Origin of the sequence: Actinosynnema sp. NPDC091369 (assembly GCF_044757065.1) — a bacterium.
Taxonomy (GTDB): Bacteria; Actinomycetota; Actinomycetes; order Mycobacteriales; family Pseudonocardiaceae; genus Actinosynnema.
This window is the reverse complement of the sequence record NZ_JBIVUG010000003.1, coordinates 626,363-642,209: the sequence shown is the minus strand read 5'-3', so window position 1 is coordinate 642,209 and position 15,847 is coordinate 626,363. Positions and strand designations below refer to the sequence as shown.

General features: G+C 72.1%; 17 protein-coding genes. 9 read left to right on the top strand and 8 right to left on the bottom strand.

Annotation, left to right across the window (positions count from 1 at the left end; all coding sequences use genetic code 11):
• Positions 1–149: 149 nt before the first annotated feature.
• The 5 genes from ACIQMJ_RS15630 to ACIQMJ_RS15610 form a co-directional block, all read right to left on the bottom strand.
• Positions 150–623: a CinA family protein gene (locus ACIQMJ_RS15630; protein ID WP_499761644.1), complete on the bottom strand. Its 474-nt coding sequence runs from the start codon at positions 621–623 to the stop codon at positions 150–152.
• Positions 620–1,153 (bottom strand): CDP-diacylglycerol--glycerol-3-phosphate 3-phosphatidyltransferase, encoded by a 534-nt coding sequence (gene pgsA / locus ACIQMJ_RS15625; protein ID WP_246108307.1) that lies wholly within the window; start codon positions 1,151–1,153, stop codon positions 620–622. Before pgsA ends, ACIQMJ_RS15630 begins: the two co-directional genes overlap by 4 nt.
• Positions 1,154–1,200: 47 nt before the next feature.
• Complete coding sequence (gene rimO, locus ACIQMJ_RS15620) at positions 1,201–2,577, bottom strand: 30S ribosomal protein S12 methylthiotransferase RimO (RefSeq protein WP_499761831.1); 1,377 nt, start codon at positions 2,575–2,577, stop codon at positions 1,201–1,203.
• A gap of 91 nt (positions 2,578–2,668) precedes the next feature.
• Positions 2,669–3,220 (bottom strand): RloB family protein, encoded by a 552-nt coding sequence (locus ACIQMJ_RS15615; protein WP_499761643.1) that lies wholly within the window; start codon positions 3,218–3,220, stop codon positions 2,669–2,671.
• Positions 3,207–4,475: an AAA family ATPase gene (locus tag ACIQMJ_RS15610; protein WP_499761642.1), complete on the bottom strand. Its 1,269-nt coding sequence runs from the start codon at positions 4,473–4,475 to the stop codon at positions 3,207–3,209. The genes ACIQMJ_RS15615 and ACIQMJ_RS15610 overlap by 14 nt, the downstream gene beginning before the upstream one ends.
• Positions 4,476–4,679: 204 nt before the next feature.
• Here ACIQMJ_RS15610 and ACIQMJ_RS15605 point away from each other — a divergent pair, with 204 nt between their 5' ends.
• The 8 genes from ACIQMJ_RS15605 to ACIQMJ_RS15570 all read left to right on the top strand — a co-directional run bounded on the left by ACIQMJ_RS15605 (position 4,680) and on the right by ACIQMJ_RS15570 (position 10,007).
• Positions 4,680–5,180 carry an amino-acid N-acetyltransferase gene (locus ACIQMJ_RS15605; protein WP_387498686.1) on the top strand — a complete coding sequence of 167 codons (501 nt, stop codon included), beginning with the start codon at positions 4,680–4,682 and terminating at the stop codon, positions 5,178–5,180.
• A 62-nt stretch (positions 5,181–5,242) separates the two neighbouring features.
• A complete protein-coding gene (locus ACIQMJ_RS15600; protein ID WP_499761641.1) occupies positions 5,243–6,097 on the top strand; it encodes a MerR family transcriptional regulator in 855 nt (284 codons plus the stop codon).
• Positions 6,094–6,873, top strand: coding sequence for a hypothetical protein (locus tag ACIQMJ_RS15595; protein WP_499761640.1), 780 nt, complete (start codon positions 6,094–6,096; stop codon positions 6,871–6,873). The genes ACIQMJ_RS15600 and ACIQMJ_RS15595 overlap by 4 nt, the downstream gene beginning before the upstream one ends.
• Complete coding sequence (locus tag ACIQMJ_RS15590; RefSeq protein WP_499761639.1) at positions 6,848–7,369, top strand: hypothetical protein; 522 nt, start codon at positions 6,848–6,850, stop codon at positions 7,367–7,369. The genes ACIQMJ_RS15595 and ACIQMJ_RS15590 overlap by 26 nt, the downstream gene beginning before the upstream one ends.
• On the top strand, positions 7,366–7,623 hold the full coding sequence (locus ACIQMJ_RS15585) for a hypothetical protein (protein WP_499761638.1): 258 nt from the start codon (positions 7,366–7,368) through the stop codon (positions 7,621–7,623). The genes ACIQMJ_RS15590 and ACIQMJ_RS15585 overlap by 4 nt, the downstream gene beginning before the upstream one ends.
• Entirely contained in the window at positions 7,620–8,783 is a 1,164-nt protein-coding gene (locus ACIQMJ_RS15580) for a YcaO-like family protein (protein ID WP_499761637.1), read from the top strand. The genes ACIQMJ_RS15585 and ACIQMJ_RS15580 overlap by 4 nt, the downstream gene beginning before the upstream one ends.
• A gap of 4 nt (positions 8,784–8,787) precedes the next feature.
• A complete protein-coding gene (locus tag ACIQMJ_RS15575) occupies positions 8,788–9,492 on the top strand; it encodes a SagB/ThcOx family dehydrogenase (protein WP_499761636.1) in 705 nt (234 codons plus the stop codon).
• Between the two features lie 83 nt (positions 9,493–9,575).
• Positions 9,576–10,007 (top strand): phospholipase, encoded by a 432-nt coding sequence (locus tag ACIQMJ_RS15570; protein ID WP_499761635.1) that lies wholly within the window; start codon positions 9,576–9,578, stop codon positions 10,005–10,007.
• A gap of 148 nt (positions 10,008–10,155) precedes the next feature.
• Here the strand turns inward: ACIQMJ_RS15570 and ACIQMJ_RS15565 are convergent, their stop codons facing one another.
• Together ACIQMJ_RS15565 and ACIQMJ_RS15560 are read right to left on the bottom strand one after the other, a co-directional pair.
• Positions 10,156–10,842: a glycoside hydrolase family 12 protein gene (locus ACIQMJ_RS15565; RefSeq protein WP_499761634.1), complete on the bottom strand. Its 687-nt coding sequence runs from the start codon at positions 10,840–10,842 to the stop codon at positions 10,156–10,158.
• Between the two features lie 228 nt (positions 10,843–11,070).
• On the bottom strand, positions 11,071–13,527 hold the full coding sequence (locus ACIQMJ_RS15560; RefSeq protein ID WP_499761633.1) for an FtsK/SpoIIIE family DNA translocase: 2,457 nt from the start codon (positions 13,525–13,527) through the stop codon (positions 11,071–11,073).
• A gap of 132 nt (positions 13,528–13,659) precedes the next feature.
• Here ACIQMJ_RS15560 and ACIQMJ_RS15555 point away from each other — a divergent pair, with 132 nt between their 5' ends.
• Entirely contained in the window at positions 13,660–14,439 is a 780-nt protein-coding gene (locus ACIQMJ_RS15555) for a lysophospholipid acyltransferase family protein (protein ID WP_499761632.1), read from the top strand.
• A gap of 167 nt (positions 14,440–14,606) precedes the next feature.
• Here the strand turns inward: ACIQMJ_RS15555 and ACIQMJ_RS15550 are convergent, their stop codons facing one another.
• A complete protein-coding gene (locus ACIQMJ_RS15550) occupies positions 14,607–15,830 on the bottom strand; it encodes an MFS transporter (protein ID WP_499761631.1) in 1,224 nt (407 codons plus the stop codon).
• Positions 15,831–15,847: the final 17 nt, after the last annotated feature.

Below are 15,847 nucleotides of genomic sequence, written 5' to 3'. Positions count from 1 at the left end.
CTCCTTCCGGCCGGCCGTGCCACCACGTTACCGACCCGTCCCGTCGACGGGCAGTGACTTCCCGACACGTCCGCCAAGGGCGAACGAGTGAACTCGCCGGTAAGTTCCCGCGTGCGTGTCCGGGTGTGACGGGGAACGCGCTGCTCACGTCACTCGACAGGGATCTTGAGGTGGTCACGCAGGAGGGTCAGCGCGGCCGTTGTCGAACTCTTGCGGACTTCGTCACGATCACCACCGAGAGTGAGCGACCGAACGGTAGAAACAGACGGACCGGACAAACCGATGTGGACGGTGCCGGGGGCGACCCCGTCCTGGGGGTCCGGGCCGGCCACGCCGGTCAGCCCGAGGCCCCACGTGGCCCCGCAGCGCTCGCGCGCGCCCTCGGCGAGCTGCCGGGCCACCTCGGGGTGCACGGCGCCGTGCTCGGCCAGCAGCGCCGCGTCCACGCCCGCGAGCGCGTGCTTGAGGTCCGTGGCGTAGACCACCAGCCCGCCGCGCACCACGGCGCTGGAGCCGGGCACGGAGGTGAGCTCGGCGGTCACCAGGCCGGCGGTCAGCGACTCGGCGGCGGCGACCGTCTCGCCGCGCTCCGCGAGGGCGCGGACGACGTCGGCGGCGCTCATGCCCCGGCCACCGCCCGCTTGCCCCGGGCGCGCAGCCGGAAGGCGCGGATGACGTAGTCCACGCCCGTGACGACGGTCAGCACCACGGCCGCGCCCATCGTGGCCACCGACACCACGTCCAGCCAGGAGGGCAGCGGCAGCACGTACAGGCCGATGGCGACGATCTGCACGAGCGTCTTGGCCTTGCCGCCGCGGCTGGCCGGGATCACGCCGTGCCGGATGACCCAGAACCGCAGCAGGGTGACGCCCAGCTCGCGGACCGCGATGACCACCGTCACCCACCACGGCAGCTCGCCGAGCAGGCTCAGGCCCACCAGCGCGGCGCCGGTCAGCGCCTTGTCCGCGATCGGGTCGGCGATCTTGCCGAAGTCGGTGATCAGGCCGTGCTTGCGGGCCAGGTTGCCGTCGACGTGGTCGGTGACCGACGCCACCGCGAACACCCCGAAGGCGGCCAGCCGCCACCACGGCTGGTGGCCGTCCTCGGCGAACAGGAGGTAGAGGAACACCGGCACGAGCACCAGCCGGGACATCGTCAGCACGTTGGCGATGTTCAGCACCGGCACGCGCGCGGGTTCGGTCACCTCGGGAGCACCTCGATCGCGGAGACGACCAGGTCGACGCCCTCGGACTCGTCGACCCGGCAGCGCACCAGGTCGCCGACCTTGAGGCCGTCGGCGTTGGTGATGACGCACTCGCCGTCGACCTCGGGCGCCTGGTGGGCGGCCCGGCCGACGCAGTCGCTCTCGTCGTCCTCCTCGGTCTCGACCAGGACGACGACCTCCTCGCCCACGCGCTCCTCGGCGCGCTGGGACGTGAGCTCCTCGACCAGGTTGGAGATGCGGGCGACGCGCTCGGCGATGGTGTCGGCGTCCAGCTTGCCGGGCAGGCTCTCGGCCTCGGTGCCGTCCTCGTCGGAGTAGCCGAACACCCCGACCGCGTCCAGCCGCGCGGCGGTCAGGAAGCGCTCCAGCTCGGCCACGTCCTCCTCCGTCTCGCCGGGGAAGCCGACGATGACGTTGCTGCGGATGCCCGCGCGCGGTGCGAGGGAGCGGATCTGCTCGACCAGGCCGAGGAACGACTCGGTGGAGCCGAACCGGCGCATCCGGCGCAGCACGGCCTCGCTGGAGTGCTGGAACGACATGTCGAAGTAGTCGGCGACGCCGTCGGTGGTGGCGATGGCCTTGACCAGCGTGGGCTTGGTCTCGGCGGGCTGGAGGTAGGAGACGCGGACGCGGTCGATGCCGGGCACCTGCGCCAGCCGCTGGAGCAGCAGCTCCAGGCCGCCCAGCTCGCGCGGCAGGTCCTTGGCGTAGGAGGTGGAGTTCTCCGAGACCAGGAACACCTCGCGGACGCCCTGCTCGGCCAGCCACATCGCCTCGGCCACCACCTCGTCCGGGTGGCGGGAGACGAACGCGCCGCGGAACGACGGGATCGCGCAGAACGAGCAGCGGCGGTCGCAGCCGGAGGCGATCTTCAGCGGCGCCACGGGCGTGTCGGCGAGGCGGGTGCGCAGCACGCGCGGGCCCCACCCGTGCCCGGGAACCTGCACCTCCTCGGCGGCCTTCGGGCGCTGCACCGGGGTGAGCGGCAGCAGCGTGCGGCGGTCGACCGGCTTGTGCGACTCGATGGCCTGACCGGCCAGGACGTCGTCGAGGCGGTCGGCGAGGTCGGTGTAGTGGTCGAACCCGAGCACGGCGTTCGCCTCGGGCAGGCTGTCGGCCAGCTCGGCGCCGTAGCGCTCGGCCATGCACCCGACCGCGACCACCTTCGCACCGCTGTCGGCGGCGGCGAGGAGCGTGTCCACGGAGTCCTTCTTGGCGGACTCGACGAAGCCGCAGGTGTTGACCACGACCACGTCGGCCTCGTCGTCGACCAGCTCCCACCCGCCGGCGGTGAGGCGGCCGGCGAGCTCTTCGGAGTCGACTTCGTTGCGGGCGCACCCGAGGGTCAGCATGGCGACGCGCTTGGACGTGGTGGGGGAAGACACGGTGCTCAGCGTAACCGGCGCCCGCCCCTCCCCCACCCGCCCGTGCGCCGTCACGCTGTCAGGAGGGGAGCACCGCCCGGATGAGGCGTCCGACATCGGTCGCGGGGTTGCCCGGTCCCAGGAGGGCTGCTCGCGCCACAGCGACCTCGACACCGGGGGCGAACAAGGCGTAGTCGAGCTTCTTGTCGTAGCCGGGGACGTGGCGGGCCAGGAGGTTCCGGGCGGCCCGGTAGTCGTCGATGTGCGCCCGGTGGTCCGCGAAGTGCAGGAGGAGCCACAGCTCGAAGCACGGGTTCGACACGGCGAGGTTGACCTTGGCGCGGTCGGCTTCCTCGGCGGCGGCGGAGATGTCGAAGTTGTCCACGTCCACGACGCACCAGACCGCTCGGAATTCTTCGCGGTACCGGTCGCGCAGCTTGGCGGCGTACCTGACCAGGTTGTGCGGCGCATCGACTTTGCACTTGACCGTGATCGGCACTCGACGGGTGAGCCGCAGTCCCGAGAAGTGCTGGCTTTCGGTCCGCTGGCCGCCGCTGACGACCAGGACGTTGTTCCGACGCGGGGGAAGGGGGCGGCTGGAGCGGCGCGGCGAGTTCTCACGCCTGACCATCGACCCCGCCATTCCGCACCGCGCTGACGAAGTCCTCTTCGTACACGCGCGGAACGGCGCCGTACTGCCCCGCCAGGTACCGCCTCTCCAGGTTGTCCTCCCGGCGCGGCTTGAAGTCGGACAGCGGGTACAGCGAACTGGCACCGTTTTCGTCTTTTTCCACGAACCACACCTCGTCGCGGTCCAACACCTCGTCGGCGAGCGGCGGGTGCAGCAGGGTCGCGTCGTGCGTGGTGAAGATGAGCTGCCCACCACCGGTGTTGGACTCGGCCCCGTTGAAGAGCGCGATCAGCCGAGCCGTGAGGAGCGAGTGCAGGCTTTCGTCGATCTCGTCGATGACCAGGACACCTCCCCGCTCCAGGATGCGCAGCACGTCCGGCAGCAGTGCGAGCCACGACCGCGTTCCGGCGGACTCCTCGTGCAACTCGAAGAGCTCGCCCGCGCCGTGCACCAACCGGACACGACGCCGCGCGCCTCGCGTCATGGTCGCCTCGACCCGGGCCATGAGGTCGGCGAGCACCGCCGGATCCGGCCGCAACGCCGCCTTCTGGGATTGCGGCAGTTCTTCCATCTTCTCAGCGAAAGCGAGGAATTCCGCCGGAGTCATGTCCAGGACGGCCGGTCGGTTGACCTTGATGTCGACGATACCGAAATCAGCCGCCCGGAGCAGCTCGACCAGCCGTCGCTGCCGACCGGTGTCACCGTCGACGAATTCGGCCACGTGCGCGGACAGGTCCGAACCTCGTTCACCCGGACGGAAGTGCAAACCCTCGGTGAACCAACGGTACGGCGGCAGCAGCACGGCGACATTCGACTGCGCGGCCAGGCTCAAGAACAAGGCGTTCGGACGGAGGAGTTCCTCCAGGGCTTCCGTCTTGCCCGCGCCGGAAGCCACCGCCTTGCCGAACTTGATCCGGTCGCCCGACCGGTCGAACAGAACGCGTTTGCGCTTCTCCGGGTAGCTGTAGAGCCACTCGGAGAGCACTCGTTCGTCATCGACCTGGAAGCCGTAGGTGTAACGCACGCCGTCCTGCACGAACTCCGCGACGAAGACGGACGGTTGGGCCCTGGTCGCCGGGTCGAGCTTGAACGGTTGGCGCGGCACACCGCCGCCCGGACGCCACCGGGCGAACGACTCGTGCACCGCGTCGGCCATGAACCGCAGCCCGTCGAGGAGGTTCGACTTGCCGGAAGCGTTGGCGCCGTACACGGCCGCGACGGGCAGCACGTCGCGATCCGCGGCGTACACCGGCATGAGGAGCAACTCCTGCTCGTCGCGGAACGACCGGTGGTTGCCCATCCTGAAGCTCCTGAGCACCTGACACCTCCGGCAGCGACATTTCGGCTGGTTCTGCGACAGTAAACCGCACAAAAGCGGCCGTAGGGTCCGCGCGGCGAGGCTTTCACGGGGACGAGCGCCGACTACAGGTGGGCGACGGCGGAAGGTTACGTTTGCACCGTGAACGACTCGATCAACGTGCGTCGCGCCCGCACCGGCGACGTTCGGGCGATGAAGGCCCTCATCGACGCCTACGCCGGCAAGGTGCTGCTGGCCAAGCCGCTCGTCACGCTGTTCGAGGACATCCAGGAGTTCTGGGTCGCCGAAGAGGGCGGCGTGGTGCTCGGGTGCGGTGCGCTGCACGTGCTGTGGGAGGACCTGGCGGAGATCCGGACGGTGGCCGTGTCGCCGCACGCGCTGGGGCGCGGCATCGGGCACCGGATCGTGCACCGGTTGATCGAGACCGCCCGTGAGCTGCAGTTGCGGCGGTTGTTCGTGCTGACGTTCGAGACCGACTTCTTCGGCAAGCACGGGTTCGTGGAGATCGACGGCACGCCGGTCTCCCCCGAGGTGTACGAGGAGATCATGCGGTCGGCCGACGAGGGGGTCGCGGAGTTCCTCGACCTGTCGTACGTGAAGCCGAACACGCTGGGCAACTCGCGCATGCTGCTGCACCTGTAACTCTTCGAGTAATAACTCGAACAGTCTTGACTCCACGAGCGCCGACCTCCAAGATCGGTGGCGTGGAGCAGCTGACGGTCGACGAGCTCGCGGTCCGGGTGGGCCTGCCGGGCAGCACCATCCGCATGTACCAGACCAAGGGCGTGCTGCACCCGCCCCGCCGGCAGGGCCGCGTCGCCTACTACGACGCCTCCCACCTGGAACGCCTCACCCTGGTCCAGCGCCTCCAGTCGCGCGGCTTCTCCCTGCCCGCCATCGCCGAGCTGGTGAAGGCGCGGGAGAAGGGCGCGAGCGTCGCGGCCGTGCTGGGCGTCGGCGAGGCCGAGGGGCCCGACGACTGGGTCCGGATCAAGGTCCGCGACATCAGCCGCCTGGTCCCGCTGGGCGACGTCCGGCCGCGCGTCCTGCGCCGCGCCTCCCAGCTCGGCCTGGTCCGCTGGCGCCGGGGGTGGCCGCACGTCCGCCGGTGGGCGCTGGAGGCGGGCAACCGGCTGGCCGCGCTGACCGTCCCGAGCGACGACGTGCTGGACAAGTTCGCCAACCTGCGCACGGCCACCGACGCCATCGCGGCCGACTTCGTGGAGGTCTTCGAACGGCGGCTGTGGCCGCAGCTGGCCGACAACGCGGGCCAGGACGACCAGCTCGACCGGATGCGGGCGCTGCTGGTGGAGCTGACCTACACCGCCGAGACGGTGGTCATCGGCACGTTGCGCGAGTCCATCCGCGAGGCAGCCGAGGAGTTCGCCCGCCGCCACCAGCTGCTGCCCGGTGACGACTTCCAGCCCGCGTGGGTCGAGGAACCGGTGCCCATCGCGGAACGTCTCATCGAGACCGGTGAGGACGACGAGTTCCCCGACGAGCCCGCGATCCGGCGGTTCCTCGACCGGGGCGACGACCACGACGAGCCGATCAGGTGACCGCGCTCGTGCCCGACCCCGCCTGGCGGGCGCGGGTCCAGGACGGTGGGGTGGTCGTCTACGCCGGGGCGGACCTCGCCTACCTCCTCCCCGATGTGCCCGGCGCCGAGGCGCGGGTGCTGGTCGAGCTGTTCGAGCCGGTGCGGAGGGGTTCGGCTCGCCCGCTCGACCCGGACCGGCTCACCGCGCCGGTCCGGCAGCACCTGCGGTCGCTGGGCGCGCTGCGCCCGGCGGGCCTGCCCGTGCCGGACGCGCCGCTGAACGTCGGCGTGCGCGTCCTCGGCGCGGAGCCCGCCGGGCTCGGCGACCACTTCCCGCCACCCGACGGCGAGATCGACGTGGTGCTCGTCGTCCGCACGACCGGCACGCTGGGCGACCTGGTCGCGATGCGGGAACCGAGGCCGCACCTGCTGCTGGACCTCGCCTACCACCACACGGCGTCGCTCGGCCCGTTCGTGGTGCCGGGCGCAAGCGCTTGCCTCGGGTGCCTGGCCGTGCGCGCGCGGCACAGGTGGGGTGATCCGGAGCCGCCCGGCCGGCCGGCCGCGACGACCGCCGACTTCCCGCTGCGCTGGGCCCGGCACGCGCTCGACCGGCTCGCCGCCGGTTCGCTGGCGCTGCTGGACCGGGTCGTGACGCTGCACCTGGACGAGTTCACCACCACCGCCGAGGACGTGCTGCCGGCGGCGGACTGCGAAGCGTGCCCCCGGTTCGAAGTGGGCCGGGTCGACCTGCCGTGGGGGATGACCGATGACGACCGCTCTGCGCCTGCCTGATCCGTTCACACCCGACACGACCACCGCGAGCGCCGCGACGCCGACGTGTTGCTGCTGCTGTTGCTGCTGCGCGGTCTCGGCGGTCGGCGGTGCGATCGCGCTGCCGGCCGGACTGGCCGGCGACCTCGCCGAAGCGGGGCAGCCGCGACGCCGGGCGGTGTGGGTGCTGCCGGCGTCGCTGTTCCTGCCCTGGGTGCTCGCCTCGCCGTTCCTCGAGGTCGGCGAGCTCTGGCCCTTCTACGCCCTCGCGGGCGCGGTCGGCGCGCTGCTGTGGGCCTACTTCGCCGCGAAGCGGGCCGGTGCGGCCGAACCCGATCGCGGGGTGAAGCGGCTGGTGGTGTGGATGGCGTTGTTCGCCGCCGAACTGTGCCTGGCGTTGCCGGCGCTCGCCGTGCTCGGCCAGTTCGGCGCGCCGTTCGCGATCTCGGGGTACGGCGCGGCGGTGGCCGTCGTCGCCTGGCGGGTCGTCCGGCACTACGGGCGGAGGGCGGCGTGATCGCGCTGGTCGGCGCGCTGGTGGGCTTGCGCGCGGGGTACCGGTACGACCGCTCGATCGGCAGGCACCCGCTGCGGTCGGGCGTGAAGCGGCTGGTGTTCTGGGTGCTGCTGTTCGTCGCCGAGTTCCTGCTGGTGCCGCGGGTCGCCGCGGCGGAGGGGCCGGTGGTGTTCGTGGCGGCGTTCGCGTACCTGGCGGCGGTGTGCCTGGCCGGGCCGTGGGTGTCGGAGTACTACCGCAGGCGTGCCACGTGATCACGCCGGCGTCCGCGCTGCTGGAACGGGCCGTCGGGTGGCGGCAGGGCGTGGTGTCGCGACTGCACCCCGTGCCGCGCACGTTGTCCGATGTGGACGTCGCGGGCTTCGCCGCGGTGCCGGAGCCGTTCGCGACCGGCGGCACGTCCGGCGGCGCGGCGTTCGAGCCGGAGCAGGCGAAGCGGGCCGCGATCGCCGAGGCGGTGGAGCGGTACTCGGCCGCGCGCAGTCCACTTGAGACGGTCCACGAGCCGGAGGGGCACTGCTGGCGGCTGGACGACTTCAGCCTGCACACGCCGGAGCAGCGGGCCCGTCCCGGGTTCCCGTACCGGTACGCGGACACCGGCTACGCGAAGGCGTGGACGCTGCCGGGCAACGAGCCGGTGTGGGTGCCGGCGGGCCTGGTCGGGTTGCGCGACCTCGGGTTGCCGGGGACGTCGTCCGGCCTGGCGGCGGGACCTTCGGCGGTGAACGCGCTGCTGCGCGCCACGCAGGAGCTGGTGGAGCGGGACGCGTTCACGACCACCTGGCTGCACAGCCTCGCGCCGCCGCGGCTGGCGCTGCCGGACGAGCTGCGAGCCGGTGACGTGCGGGCGTTCGACCTCACCCCCGCGTACAGCCCGCACCCGGTGGTCGCGGTCGCCGGGACGCTGCCGCTCGCGGGCAGGCCGCGGCCGACGCTCGGGCTGGCGTGCCGCGCGACGGTGGCCGAGGCGATCCGCAAGGCGTGGCTGGAGTGGACACAGGGCACGGTGTTCATCGCCGCGCGGTCCACCACCCGGGTTCACCGGCGCGACGAGGTCACCGACTTCGACCGGCACGCCCTGTACTACGCGGGCCACTGGGACGAGTGGCGGGAGCTGCCGTGGTGGCGGGGCGAACCCGGTCCGCCGCCGCGCGACTCCGAGGCCCGCGGTGACGCCGCCCAGTTGCGCGAGCTGGTGGACGCGCTCGGTGTCCGCCTGGCGTACCGGGAGCTGACCACGCCCGAGGCCGCGGCCGTGGGGCTGCGGTGCGTGCGCGTGCTGTCCCCCGACCTCACACCGCTGCACGCCGACCACCGGTGGCCGCACCTGGGCGGGCGCGCGGCGGACGTGGCGTGGCGCTACCCGGGCCGCTCCGGCCGGTTCCCCAATCCCGCACCGCATCCGCTGGGGTGACGTCATGACGCCGTTCGACGACTTCTGGACCGCCGGCGGTTACTCGGCGCTGCACCAGCGCCGGTTGGGGGCGCGCCTGCGCGAGTTCCGGCCGGACCCGGTGACCACCGACCCGTTCGAGCTGCCGGCCGAGCCGCAGCCGCTCGACCGGCCGCGCGACCGGCTGCAACGGCTGTTCCGGGCCCGCCGCAGCACGCGCGAGTTCGGTGCGCGGCCGTTGTCGGCGCGGCAGCTCGGCGCGGTGCTGGCCGCGTTGGCGGAGGAGGACGGCCGGTCGTACCCGTCGGCCGGCGGCCTGCACCCGCTGCGCTGCTACGCGTTCCTGCGCAACGTGCGGCACGGGCTGAACGGGCGGGTGGTCCGGTACGACGCGACGCGGCACGCCGTGCAGGACGTGGGGCCGTCGCCGGACTGGGTGCGGCTGCGCGAAGTGCTGGCCGCCGACGCCGAACCGGCGGTCGTGCTGGCGCTCGTCCTGGCGGACCAGCCGGTGCTGGGCAAGTACGGGCAGCGCGGTGGGCGGTTCGGGCTGCTGGAAGCGGGCGCGGCGGCCCAGTCGGTCTGCCTCCGGATGGCCCAGCAGCGGCTCGGCGGGTACTTGCTGGGCGGTGCGGCGGACGCCGATGTGTTGGCGTTGCTGGGACTGCGCGGTCAGCCGGTGCGGCTGGCGGCGGTGATCGCGTGCGGTGCGATGTTCACCCGTCGTTGACGCGGTATGAGCCGATCGGGGCTGTTGTGCGTCGATCCCCGGCCGGTAAGAACCCCTCAAGCCAAGAACCGAGGGGAATAACAGTGCTCGCGAAATCCCTGCGCAACGCTTTCGCCGTCGTGGTCGCCTCGCTCGCCCTGCTGGCCGGCGCCGGTGTCGGCCAGGCGGCCATCAACGCGCCCGCCGTGACCGACGACTACCTGTTCAGCAAGTCGCTGGCGCAGTTCAGCTCGCTGCGCACGCAGCGGCCGTACAGCGACCAGCTCGACTGGTCGTCGGACGGCTGCTCGTGGTCGCCGGACAACCCGTTCGGGTTCAAGTTCCTGCCCGCCTGCCACCGGCACGACTTCGGCTACCGCAACTACAAGCGGCAGGGGCGGTTCAACGAGACGACCCGGCTGCGCATCGACAACAACTTCAAGTCGGACCTGTACCACCAGTGCGCGGGCAACTGGTCGTGCAACCGCACCGCAGACCTGTACTACCAGGCCGTGCGGGAGTTCGGCGCGAGCTGATCCCCTTTTCCGGCGGACGGGAAACGCGCCCGCCGGCGCGCGTCACGTGACGCCGCAACGCTTCGCGGAGGTCCCCGGCAAGGGGACCCCTGCTTTTATTGTGCCCGAAGGGTCCGACAATTCAGGGCGCGCGTGAGCGGTGGAGTGGTCAGGTGGTGATGGAGAAGCTGTTGGACCGGAAGTCCATGCCACCGGACGAAGAGGTGATCTCGAAGCCGAACTGGACGTCGCCCACGGTCACGTCGCCGTACCAGCCGCGCGACCCGATCCACTTCAGCACGGCCAGCACGTCGACCGTGCCGGCGTCGGTGTTGCTCGTCCGCACGAACGAGAACACGGCGTTGGACCCGTTGGACCCCCGGTACACGTCCCACGTGTGGCCACCGACCGAAACCGTGGTCTGCCGCGACCCGATCGGGCCGACCGCGCCCTGCTTGTTCATCCAGGTCATGATCTCGTAGGCGTGGTTGTCGGCCCAGATGTCGTAGGCCGTCGCATACGCCCCCGCGCCCGGCCGGGTCACGTTGAACGAGCTCGACAGCCTGGTCATCGCGCTGAGCTTGCGGTTGACCATCTTCGCCGAGTGCGGGTACGACTTCACGCCGCCGGTGTTCGGGTGGTTCGCCCACACGCCCCAGTTGCTGTAGGAGTTCGCCCAGATCGACTGGTACCCGGCGCCGGAGCCCCAGATGTTGTTGCGGACCGTGTACCCGCCGTTGGACCACGTGGCCCACTGGTCGCTGGACGACCAGGTCGCGGCCTGCGCGACACCGGTGGAGCCGAGGAGGAACCCGACCAACGCGACCGCCGAGGCGGCCGAACGCATCCTGTTCATGACGCTTCTTCCCGGGCAACGCTGCCCACTCGGCGCACATCCGGTCGAATCGCTTCGACTCGACGTGCACGGGGATACCTGGCGACGCGGCGGTGGATGAGCGAACTATTGCAGCCCAATGGTCACCGGGTCAACGCCCGGAAAGCGGACGCGCGCGCATTCGATTGTTCGACCGCGCCATTCGACCGCGCATTCGACAATCGGTGTTTCCCCGCGGAGAACGCGGGGTCAGTCGTCGTCCACGTCGTCGTCATCCGGGCCGGAGCCGCCGCGGATCAGGTAGACGACGGAGTCCAGCTCGTCCGGCTTGATCAGCACCTCGCGCGCCTTCGAGCCCTCCGACGGGCCGACGACCCCGCGCGTCTCCAGCAGGTCCATGAGCCGACCCGCCTTGGCGAAACCGACCCGCAGCTTGCGCTGCAACATCGACGTCGAGCCGAACTGCGAGGTGACGATCAGCTCGGCCGCCTGGATCAGCAGCTCCAGGTCGTCGCCGATGTCGGCGTCGATCTCCTTCTTCTCGCCCGCCTTCGCCGCCGTGACGCCGTCGGTGTACTCGGGCTGCGCCTGGTCCTTGGTGAAGTTGACGATCTCGGCGATCTCGTCGTCGCCGACGTACGCGCCCTGGATGCGCACCGGCTTCGACGCGCCCATCGGCAGGTACAGGCCGTCGCCCATGCCGATCAGCTTCTCCGCGCCCGGCTGGTCCAGGATGACCCGCGAGTCGGTCAACGACGACGTGGCGAACGCCAGCCGCGACGGCACGTTCGTCTTGATCAGGCCCGTGACCACGTCCACCGACGGGCGCTGCGTCGCCAGCACCAGGTGGATGCCCGCCGCACGGGCCTTCTGCGTGATCCGGACGATGGCGTCCTCGACGTCGCGCGGCGCGGTCATCATCAGGTCGGCCAGCTCGTCCACGATCGCCATGATGTAGGGGTAGGGCCGGTAGACGCGTTCGCTGCCCGGCGGCGCGGTGATCTCGCCCGACCGCACCTTCCGGTTGAAGTCGTCGATGTGGCGCACCCGGTTGACCTGCATGTCCTGGTAGCGCTGCTCCATCTCCTCGACCAGCCAGGCCAGCGCGGCGGCGGCCTTCTTCGGCTGGGTGATGATGGGCGTGATCAGGTGCGGGATGCCCTCGTACGGGGTCAGCTCGACCATCTTCGGGTCGATCAGGATCATCCGGACCTCGTCCGGGGTCGCGCGGGCCAGCAGCGACACCAGCATCGAGTTCACGAAGCTCGACTTGCCCGAACCCGTGGAGCCCGCGACCAGCAGGTGCGGCATCTTGGTCAGGTTCGCGGTGACGAAGTGGCCCTCGATGTCCTTGCCCAGCCCGATGACCATCGGGTGGTTGTCCTTGACCGTGGACGGCGAGCGCAGCACGTCGCCCAGCCGCACCATCTCGCGGTCGCTGTTGGGCACCTCGATGCCCACCGCGGACTTGCCGGGGATCGGGGCCAGCAGCCGCACGTTGTCCGTGGCGACGGCGTAGGCGATGTTCTTGGTCAGCGCGGTGATCTTCTCGACCTTCACGCCGGGGCCGAGCTCGACCTCGTAGCGGGTGACGGTCGGGCCGCGGGTGAAGCCGGTGACCTGCGCGTCGATGGAGAACTGGTCGAGCACGCCGGAGATGGCCTCGATCATGAGGTCGTTGGCCTTGCTGCGGGCCTTCGGCGCGTCGCCGTCCTTGAGGATGGTCGGCGGCGGCAGCCGGTAGTCGCCCTCGACCGCGCGCACGGCGATCGCGGCGGGCTTCGGGGTCTCCGGGGTGGCCTTGGGCTTGGGGGTGGGCTTGGCGACCGGCGGGGGCGGTGGCGGTGGCGGCTCTTCGTCCAGCGGCAGCTCGGGCTGCTGGTCGGCGACCTCGGCGGCGGCGGCCTGGCGGCGGCTGCGGGACGGGCGGCGCAGCTTGGCCGGCTTCTCCTCGACCTCCGGCTCGGGGTCGACGTCGTCGGCGCCGAAGCCGTCGAGCTGGTCGGTCCTGCGGTGCAGCAGGCTGCCGAGCTTGCCGGGCACCTCGCGGATCGGCAGGTGCACGAGCAGCAGCAAGCCGTAGGCGAAGATCAGCACGAGCAGCGGTCCGGCGACCCACGACGTGAGGCCCTGGGCGAGGAACCCGCCCGAGAGGTAGCCCAGCGCGCCACCGGCGTCACGGCGGGCCATCGGGTCCATCGGCAGGCCGCCCGCGAGGTGGAACATGCCCAGGAACCCGACCATGACCAGGATCGAGCCGATCACCAGGCGGGGCCGCGCCTCCGGGTTCGGGTCGGTGCGCATGAGCATCACGCCGACCGCGAGCAGCACCACGGGCACGATCACCGCAGGACCGCCGACGGAGCTGCGCACGGCCACGTCGACCCACTGGCCGACCGGTCCGCCCGCCTGCCACCACACGCCCGCGGCGGTGATCACGGCCACCGAGATGAGCACGAGCGCCAGCCCGTCACGGCGGTGCGCGGGGTCGAGCTCCTTGCCCCGGCCGACCGCGCGGACCACCGAGCCGACGCCGCGGCCGAGCAGGCCCCAGACCCGGCCGACGGAGCCGGAGGACTTCCTGGCGGGCGCGCGCCGGGCGGTCGAGCGCTTGGCGGCCGGTCGGGACGCGCTGGAACGGGGCTTCGACCCGGATCCGGTGCGGCGGGTCGTGCCCTTGCGCGAGGTCCCAGTTCGGCCGGCCATGGTGTATACGGTAGTCCCTCAAGCCTCAGCGGCCCCACGGTTCACAGGGCGACGTGACGTGCGCTGCCAGACGCCCATGGTTGCCCCGAAGTCGGTGCGCCGACACCTCGACACGCCGTAGCCTGTCGCGCTGTGCCCACACCACTGCTGTGGCGCGTGCTGACCGCAGTCGACCAGGGTGTCGTCGGTCTCAGCGGACGACTCGAAGTCACCGGCGACATCCCGGCGGACCTCAGGGGACGTCCCCTGCTGCTCGCGTCCAACCACATCGGCAACCTCGACCCGTTCGTGCTGATCGCCGCGTGCCGCCGGATCGGTGTCGCGCCGCGGTTCCTGCTCGCGGGCGGGTTGCTCGACGCACCGGTCCTGGGACCGCTGCTCAAGGCGTCCGGTCACGTGCGCGTCGACCGCTCGGCGGCGGACGTCGGTGACGCCTACCACCGCACCGTCGAGGTGTTGCGGCGCGGCGGCGACCCGATCGCCATGTACCCGGAGGGCCGGATCAGCCTCGATCCCGGCCTGTGGCCGGAACGGGGCAAGACCGGCGCGGCGCGGCTCGCGCTGAGCGGTGGCATCCCGGTGGTCCCGGTCAGCCAGTGGGGTGCGCACGAGGCCGTCTACTGGGGCAACACCCACGTCGGCGGGTGGGCCGACGCCAAGCCCTACCTCACGTCCTACGTGCGCGGCCTGCGCAAGCGGCCGACGTTCAAGGTGCACTTCGGCAAGCCGGTGGACCTGTCCGGGTTGGAGGACGGCAAGCCGGGCGACGCGCGGCGGGCGCACGAGCGGATCATGCGCGCGATCACGGCGGGCCTGGTGCCACTGCGGATCGACGAGCCGGACCTGCCGAGGTTCCACGACCCGACGCGGCCGACGACGGGCAAGAGCCCGTGGCGGCCGGACGAGGGCTGACCGGAACCGGCCAGGCCCCGTCGCGACACCGTGATCCGGCCCAACCTGGGTGGCGGGCGGGCAACCCGGCCCGCCCGGACCAGGGAGGAACGCGATGACGAACGAGGACTGGACGCTGCGCGGCGAGAACCGGGCCACCCGCAACAAGAGCTGGTGAGTCCCGCGGATCAGCCACCCGTCGCCACGTCGGCGGCCGGTGGCTGGTCCGCCCTCCGCCACGCCACCGCGCACGCGAGGGAGCACAGCGCGCCCGTCGCACCGGCCGCGGCGACCGCGGTCGCCGGGCCCCACAGGTCGGCCCACAGCCCGCCGACGAACACCGCCACCCCCTGCCCGGCGACGACCCCGGACGCGGCCACCCCGATGGCACGGCCCCGTTCGGCGTCGGGCGTGGCGCGGACGAAACCGGACTGGGTCTGCACCAGGTACGCCGCGGACGCCGCGCCGGACAAGCCCCACAGCACGACGGCGAGCGCCAGACCGGGCCGGAAAGCGCACAGCACCAGGGGAATCCCCGCGCCGACCGCGAGCACGCCGACGAGCCGGGCGCGCACGTGCGCGGGCACGTGCCGGACGAACAGCCACGCCCCGAGCACGCTGCCGAGCGGGTCGGCCGCCATGAGCACGCCCACCACCGCCGGTCCCGCGCCGAGCTGGTCGGCGTACGGGGCGGCGAGCGCCTCGGGCACGACGTACCAGCCGACCAGCCACGCCAGCAGCACCAGCACGCGCCGCCGCGGGTCGGCGGCGATCGACGCGACCACCGCCCGCACCGAACCGGCGTCGCCCGGGGCCGCGGCGGGTCGTGGCCGGTCGCGCACGCCGACCCGGATCACCGCGGCGGACAGCAGGAACGTCACCGCGTCGCCCACCAGCGCGAGCCCCGGGTCCAGCGCCGCGACCAGCACCCCACCGCCCGCGAACCCGACCAGCTGCGCGGCCTGGCCGGTCATCTGCCGGACGGCCGAGCCGTGCTCGTACAGCTCTCCGGGCAGCACGTCGGGCAGCACCGCGCCCTGTGCCGCGGTGAACGGCGGCCCGAGCAGCACCACCACCACGAGCAGCGAGCACAACGCCCACAACGGCAGCCCCGGCCACGCCACCGCACCGACCAGCACGGCCCGCGCCACGTCCGCCGTCACCATCACCGCGCGCCGCCGACACCGGTCGGCGAGCCGGGACAGCAGCACACCGCCGAACAGCGCGGGCAGGAACGTCAACGCGTAGACGACCGCCGCCCACGACGCCGAGTCGGTGCGCCCGTACACCAGGACCGCGAGCGCGACCCGGGCGAGCTGGTCACCGAGGACGGACAGCAGCTCCGCCACCCACAGGAACCGGAACTCGCGCACGCGGAACACGGCGGTCATGGACACGTCGGCACGGCTCACCCGGCCAGCATGTCCAC